The following is a 6,116-nucleotide window of genomic DNA, read 5'->3' on the forward strand; positions in this document are numbered from 1 at the left end:
TGTTTGTATAGAACTCCTTGTCTTTTAAACCTGTTTGACTGGATGATTCCAACGATGGAAAAAGCCACAATCACGGGTGTAAAAAAGAAAAAACCTATACCTACTTCATCAAAACTTACGCCCGACGGAGAGCTAAGCATGACTAAATCCCACAGCAAAAACAGTGCCGATAAGGACAAGCCAATAATTGACAAAACCTTATTTGTAACTCGTTTGATTTTAATCAAACCAAGTAAAAATGTCGTTATAAAAAACAAGAAGAAAAACGAGCTGATCAAGCCAGCTTCTTCGGTTTCGTTTGATCCTGAATTGTAAGATAATCCTATATCTCCAGTATATAAGTAACTATACCTCGCTGAAGATACCAAATCAATGTAGTAAAGTACTATGACACTGAATAGTACGCTAAGAACCAAACTTGAAATGTAAAACGCTTTATTCATCCTCAAATTTGGCGCGAATATATGACTTTATTTTTAAATTCCTAAAAAACGGACTGATTATCACCAAAATAAGAGATCAACCGCGGCTGATCGATAAATGTCAAACGTTAAAGCAGACATCATAGAAAACAAAGCTTTTAATAAATAAACAAACCACAGTGCGGTTTCTTTCTTTATTAACTTTATCTGATCTGATAAAAAGTACCATTCTCATTCATCTCCATTGAAACAAGACCCCAACAAATGAACAAAGGTAATAACCGGTCAATATTGGACTTATCCAGGGAAGAAAGCCGATAGATTTTACTCAGGGTGATCTGTGGATTTTGGTCGATGATATTCAGCAACCGGGTTTCCTCCTCTCCTATCTTCTGTGGTTTCTTTTGGTCGAACCGCTCCAATTTCCAAGTGCTTAGAAGTATTTTATTCGCCAATAAGGTGTGATCTTTTCTGCGGACGTATGCTTTCCATTTTCCTTCCTCGTCCAAAGCCAACACAGGTCTGTTTGCAGTTTTCTCAATGGAAATTTCCAATACCAGTTTCATATCTTCCTGCCAGACCCGTGATTGAAATTCCAACTTCGGTTTAGAGTACATATCCACCGCTGCTTCAATCATGTGAATTTCTTCGGTTGGATCAACTCCTGCAATTTTTCCGTTATCCTTTACCCCGATCAGTAATCTTCCTCCGTCTGTATTAGCAAAAGCCACCAGTGTTCTCGCTATCTTTTTGGAATCGTCAATCCGAAATTTGAAATCTTGCTGTTGATGCTCTCCTTCTTGAATCAATTGTTTTATCGACTGCATAGCACAAATTTACGAAGAAAAAGGAATTAGAATTCGTAGGTTCAGGTCAAAACACATTCATCGACCCAACCACATTCCGTAGCAATACTTGGCAAATTTGCCAATTCGCTAATTTGCCATATAGCGAACCATTACCAGGGTATCTATTCTTACTTGTTCCAAATTTCCCAAGCCTTGTTAGCTTGTTCTTTTAGCATCGAAAGTCCGTTTAGAGTAGTGGCTCCATGCAATCTGGATTCTCTCAAAAAAACAGTTTCTTCCGGATTGTAGATCAGGTCTATGCACAAATGTTTATCAGTCAGGTATTGAAATGGGAAAGGTAAACTATCGGTTATATTCGGGAAAGTCCCTACAGGTGTGCAATTCACAATTACTTTGCAAGCCCGCAACATGTGCTCGTTAATCGCATCATAAGCAAATTCCTTTTCCTTATTCGGATTGCGCGAAATCCAAAGAACATCCAAACCGATCTTCTTCAGAACATAAGCAACCGCTTTTGATGCTCCTCCGGTTCCAAGAATGATTGCCCGCTCATGCTCATTTGTCAGGAAGGGTTTGATCATCTGATGAAACCCAAAAGCATCCGTATTGTATCCTGTTTTCTGTCCATCCACAAGAGCAACACAATTCACCGCTCCGATTGCAATCGCTTCTTCACTTAATGAATCCAGGAAAGGAATAATTGCTTCCTTGTAAGGTATTGTCACGGAAAAACCTACTAGGTCAGGAGTACTAAAAACTCCTTGAATCTCTTCTATGTCGGACAGTTCAAAGTTTTCGAATGTATGATCCAATCCTTCTTTTTGAAACTTTTCTTCGAAATAGTGCTTCGAAAAGGAATGCCCCAACCTTTTACCAACCAATCCGTATTTAGGCATTTTTCTTCGCCATTTTGGAACGGATGAAGCTGATAATCATCGGAAGTATGGAAATAAAAATGATTCCCAAACAAACCTTTTCAATGTTGTGCTTGATCCACTCGATACTTCCCAAAAAGTATCCTGCCAAAGTCAAACCGAAAATCCAAAGAAACCCACCAATCACATCAAAAAGGAAAAACTTACGGTAATTCATTTTTCCAATTCCAGCTGCAAAAGGGGTGAATGTTCGTACAAAAGGCACGAAACGCGCCATAATGATCGCTTTTACTCCATTCTTTTCGAAAAAAGCCTCCGTTTTCTCCAGATAGACCGGTTTCACCAACTGCCTTCCCTTGATTTTCCAATTGAATACATTCAGCCCGATGTTTCTTCCAATCCAATAATTTACATTATCTCCAAGAACAGCTGCTACGACCAATAAACCAAGTAATAAAGCAATGCTCAATTCTCCGGAAGCAGCAAACAAACCAGCCGTGAACAACAAGGAATCACCCGGCAAGAATGGCATAATCACCAACCCCGTCTCCACAAAGATCACGAGAAAAAGAATGATGTAAATATAGTTTTCGTAAGCTTTAACGAAATCTCCAAAATGCTCCAGGTCAAATAACTGATGGAAAAACTCTATCATAGGTTCAATTAATACATTTCATAAGTCGGTTCGAACGTTTCAAACCAATTTGTTATTCCTCCTTCCAAAATGGCAATTTTTTGAAATCCATGTGCACATTCCAATAAGTTAGCTACGGATTCTGCTCTTCTTCCTGTTTTGCACAAAATGATGTAATACTTTGATTTATCCATTGATTCTGCAACTTCAGGCACTTTATGCATAGGGATTTTAGTTCCGCCAATAGCACAAATTTCAACTTCCCACGGTTCGCGGATGTCAATTAATTCTGCCTCATTATTTTGAATCAGTTGCTTACAAGCTTCAGAGGTAATGCGATTCATTCCGATTTATTTTCGGCAAAGATAGATTTTAATTCAGAATGCAAAAGTCAAAATGCAAAAGTAGGTTCTTCATTATCAAAAACAGGGATCAAGTAGTTTTTGAATTTTTCATTTTGAATTTTGAATTCACTTGATCTTGACTGAGATTTCCATTTCAAAGAGCGCAACCACTTCTCCGTTCAGGTCTTTAGCTTTGACCTTCACCCAATGGTTTTGGCGTTCATTTGTCTGGATAGCCTTCAGAACCTGTTCACGAACAATTGCTCCTTCATCACAAGTGAATTCCACATCGGTTTCCGCTCGTTTTAAGAATTCCGCTTTCATTCCTTTAAAAGCAAAAGAAGGACGCACATTCAATTCATCACAAAAATAAAAAGCATGTAATCCTGCTGTAACATCAGCCCCAACAGCCAAAGCGCCGAAATACATACTTTTCAGATGATTCTTCGTTCTTCTCCTAAGCCTGATTCGGACAACCACCTGCTCATCATCGATCTGCACCAACCGAGGACTGACATATCCAATCATAGGGATTTTAAAAATCCCCATCAATCGGAGCATCATTGTATATTTTTTCAAATTCGGATTACTCATGGCTTACCAGTTTATCAATAATCTCCTTTACGGATTGAATGGATTTCACATGTTCTATACTTGGACCTGCGCACCAAACGGTTTTGTAAGTTGCACTGAAAGCAGCCTTCTCCAAGGATTTCATCCCCCTGTAAAAAGTCATTGCTTTCACCCATTTTTTCAAGCGTTTATTTCGATTTAAAAACCGTTCCAACCACGATTGTTCTGTTCCGATTTCCTTCACATAAGGGGTATTGATTACAGTACATGGTGTCCCTGACAATTTCGAGGTCATGACAATGTCCTTTTCACCGTAGTTCACACACGCTTGCTTATATTCCTCTGAAACTCCAGCTTCGTGGGATGCTATGAAAACAGATCCGATAGAAAATCCATCTGCCCCGGCTGCTATCAATTCGTCCATTTCCTTTTTTGTTCCAACACCACCTGCTGAAATAACCGGAATCGAAATTGCTTGCTTGATACTTGTAATCAATGTTTTGGCATCAATTCTTCCGGCATGTCCTCCCGCCCTATTGTTTACAGCGATCACAGCATCTGCTCCAAGCGCTTCCACCTTCTTCGCATATTCCACATCTGTAACATCACAAAAAACCTTGATGCTTTTTGCTTTTGCTGCCTCAATCACTTTTTTGGGAGAACCTAGGGAAGTGATGAAGAAATCGATTCCTTCTTCCACACATATCTTCAATTGCTCCTCCACATAAATATTGGATGCATTCACAATCAAATTAACTCCAACAGGTCCTTTTGCTCTCGACTTCATGCGCTTCAATCCTTCTCTTAGCAATTCGGTAGAGCGATAGTTCAATGCAGGAATCGCAGCAGCAACACCATTTTCAGTACCAGCAATGATCATCTCTTCATTCGACACCAAGAACATAGGAGCGATAATGATCGGATGCTTGATATGCAATAAGTCGCTCAGTGCTAATTTTTCCATCTTCAATTGATTACATCCAAATATACAATTAATTATGCACGCATATATTAATCGAGATAAAAAGGTGACTTCGACTACGCTCAGTCAACTTTCTAAATAGTAATAAAAAACAAAACCAAGGTGGCTGAGCGTAGTCGAAACCGCGGGTTTTCAATTAAAAAAGCCTCCCGAATTTCTCCGAAAGGCTTTCCATTATTTTAGAAGTCTTTTTTATCACATTCCAAATCCAAACTTCAGACCTGTGGCAAGATTGATGCGAACACCTGAATCTCCATATGAACTCCAGCGATATTGAACATTCCCTTGATCATCAATATAATTATCCAGGTAATTTCCCTGAATATTGAACATTCCCAATCCCACACCAAAATACATGTCAATACTGAAGTTTCCATCTCCCGGCCAAAACTGGAACCCCATATTGAACCTGAAAATCATCTGATTGATATGCGATTTCGCGTCATCTAACACTCCATTCATATCTTCATTCATATAATTGTATTGTCTGAACTTGAAGACCGGAGACAAATAAAGTCCCTTTAACTGATTGTCTTCTGAAGCCGGATAGAATTTTGGGGCTAATGATGCATGAAAACCGATCGCAGGTTCTGCTTCGGAATCGATGGATTGAAACTGCCAGAATCCTAAACCATCCTCCCCTTGCCATAACCGTTGATTTCCAAAGTTCAATCCGAATTGAGAAATTGTCGGTCCCACTTCCAATTCCAAACTTATGATTCGGGCAAGCCGCTGTTCGTAGCTGAAATTAAACTCTCCGGCAACCAATTGTGTCGGACAGAATTTAAGTACAAAGTTCTTCTCTCCTGAATCTTCCATTACTTCCTGGGAAATAGCCCCAAATGAAGCTCCCGAAAGAATTAATATTCCAAGTAATTTTTTCATACGAATCGATTTACCAAACAAAGAAACTCTTTTTTTATCAATTCCTAAAGTTTCAGGTCTCAATTAGCACACTGTAGGGATAAAATACCGAAATTTGAACATGGCAAATTCATCAGACTGGATAGGTGCACTTAGATTAAGAACCCTCCCTTTGTCCATTTCCGGAATATTGGTCGGCTCATTCGTAGCTGTTTTTCAAGGTTATTGGAATCCGATCATTTTCACATTGGCATTATCGACAACACTTCTGTTTCAAATCTTGTCCAACCTGGCAAACGATTTGGGAGATTCATTAAAAGGTGCCGACAATTCGGAAAGAGTTGGTCCGATGCGTGCCGTTCAATCAGGTTCGATCTCTAAAGATGCGATGAGAAGTGCAGTTATCCTGACTTCCATACTATCCTTTATCAGCGCAGGATTACTGATTTATTTCGGTACTAAGAACCTGTCTGCAACCAGTGTTTACATTTATATCGGTTTAGCTGTTGCTTCAGTGTTTGCAGCCATCACTTACACCATTGGAAAAAAAGCATACGGCTACAATGGTTTGGGCGATCTATTTGTTTTCATCTTCTTTGGATTAGTTAGTGTT

Annotated in this window: 9 protein-coding genes; 2 read left to right on the forward strand and 7 right to left on the reverse strand. The window is 39.3% G+C overall.

Annotated elements, in window-relative coordinates:
• Window positions 1-54: 54 nt before the first annotated feature.
• A complete protein-coding gene (locus AAG807_RS17530) occupies window positions 55-315 on the forward strand; it encodes a hypothetical protein (RefSeq protein ID WP_341906729.1) in 261 nt (86 codons plus the stop codon).
• 310 nt (window positions 316-625) lie between these two features.
• On the opposite strand, the gene AAG807_RS17535 is transcribed toward AAG807_RS17530, so the two are convergent.
• The 7 genes from AAG807_RS17535 to AAG807_RS17565 all read right to left on the reverse strand — a co-directional run bounded on the left by AAG807_RS17535 (window position 626) and on the right by AAG807_RS17565 (window position 5,524).
• The gene (locus AAG807_RS17535; RefSeq protein WP_341906732.1) at window positions 626-1,249 is read right to left on the reverse strand and encodes an RNA-binding domain-containing protein; all 624 of its coding nucleotides are present in this window, start codon (window positions 1,247-1,249) and stop codon (window positions 626-628) included.
• Window positions 1,250-1,398: 149 nt separating this feature from the next.
• Entirely contained in the window at window positions 1,399-2,127 is a 729-nt protein-coding gene (locus AAG807_RS17540; protein ID WP_341906733.1) for a shikimate dehydrogenase, read from the reverse strand.
• A complete protein-coding gene (locus tag AAG807_RS17545) occupies window positions 2,120-2,761 on the reverse strand; it encodes a VTT domain-containing protein (protein WP_341906735.1) in 642 nt (213 codons plus the stop codon). Before AAG807_RS17545 ends, AAG807_RS17540 begins: the two co-directional genes overlap by 8 nt.
• A gap of 8 nt (window positions 2,762-2,769) precedes the next feature.
• Window positions 2,770-3,084, reverse strand: a complete 315-nt coding sequence (locus AAG807_RS17550; RefSeq protein ID WP_341906738.1) for a rhodanese-like domain-containing protein — start codon at window positions 3,082-3,084, stop codon at window positions 2,770-2,772.
• A 126-nt stretch (window positions 3,085-3,210) separates the two neighbouring features.
• Window positions 3,211-3,678 (reverse strand): DUF4442 domain-containing protein, encoded by a 468-nt coding sequence (locus AAG807_RS17555; protein WP_341906743.1) that lies wholly within the window; start codon window positions 3,676-3,678, stop codon window positions 3,211-3,213.
• Window positions 3,671-4,621, reverse strand: a complete 951-nt coding sequence (locus tag AAG807_RS17560; RefSeq protein WP_341906746.1) for a nitronate monooxygenase — start codon at window positions 4,619-4,621, stop codon at window positions 3,671-3,673. Before AAG807_RS17560 ends, AAG807_RS17555 begins: the two co-directional genes overlap by 8 nt.
• A gap of 213 nt (window positions 4,622-4,834) precedes the next feature.
• Window positions 4,835-5,524, reverse strand: a complete 690-nt coding sequence (locus AAG807_RS17565) for a hypothetical protein (protein WP_341906749.1) — start codon at window positions 5,522-5,524, stop codon at window positions 4,835-4,837.
• Window positions 5,525-5,624: 100 nt separating this feature from the next.
• Between AAG807_RS17565 and menA the strand changes: the two genes are divergently transcribed.
• Window positions 5,625-6,116: 1,4-dihydroxy-2-naphthoate octaprenyltransferase (gene menA, locus AAG807_RS17570; RefSeq protein ID WP_341906751.1), on the forward strand; the 492-nt coding region annotated here is incomplete at its 3' end.

It is taken from the genome of Fluviicola taffensis DSM 16823 (genome assembly GCF_943372375.1).
Lineage (GTDB): Bacteria > Bacteroidota > Bacteroidia > Flavobacteriales_D > Crocinitomicaceae > Fluviicola > Fluviicola taffensis_A.